This is a genomic window from Oleiphilus sp. HI0132, from assembly GCF_001635845.1.
Window position 1 is genome coordinate 1 of the sequence record NZ_LWGJ01000723.1, and the last position, 786, is coordinate 786.

Genomic DNA, 786 nt, shown 5'->3' on the forward strand with positions numbered 1-786 from the left:
TTAATGGGCAGTTATCGACTCCGTCAAGCACGCCGTCATCGTCATAATCATCGTCTGAGATAAGCGGAACATCACAAGCATCACCTATACCATTATTGTCACGGTCAGCCTGATCACTATTCGGAATCAAAGGGCAGTTATCGCTTTCATCTGGAATACCATCCCTGTCGTAATCAACTAGGGCCGGTGTATCGCATACATCACCAATGCCATCATTATCACTATCAAGCTGGTTAGTGTTTGGAATTAACGGACAATTATCAACATCATTCAGTATGCCGTCGTTATCATAATCATCGTCAGATACTAAGGGGGCGTCACAAGCATCGCCAATACCGTTATTGTCGCTATCAGCTTGATCAGCATTTGGAACCAAAGGACAGTTATCGTTATCGTCAAGTACGCCATCATTATCGAAGTCATTGTCATTATTATTCGGCGCATCGCAGGCGTCACCCAAACCATCGTTGTCGCTATCAGCTTGATCAGCGTTCGGCGTGGTCGGGCAATTATCAACATCATTCAGTATTCCATCGTTGTCGAAGTCATTGTCGACCAATACAGGCGGGTCACAAGCATCCCCGGCACCGTCATTATCACTGTCGATTTGGTCTGGGTTTGGCGTAAACAGGCAGTTATCCACATCATTACTTACACCGTCATTATCAAAGTCATTATCGAAATGAAGCGTTGTAAAGCTAACAATCTCACTACTAGTTTTCTCACCAAGGATATTAAATGCATCAACCTGCAAGTAATGCATGGTATTAGCTTCGAGATTCAAAA

1 protein-coding gene is annotated in these 786 nt (G+C 43.9%); it reads right to left on the bottom strand.

Features of this window, described 5'->3' with window-relative positions:
* Positions 1-763, bottom strand: a 763-nt coding sequence (locus A3766_RS08585; protein WP_231882867.1) for a thrombospondin type 3 repeat-containing protein, incomplete at its 3' end; no start/stop codon positions are given.
* Positions 764-786 lie beyond the last annotated feature (23 nt).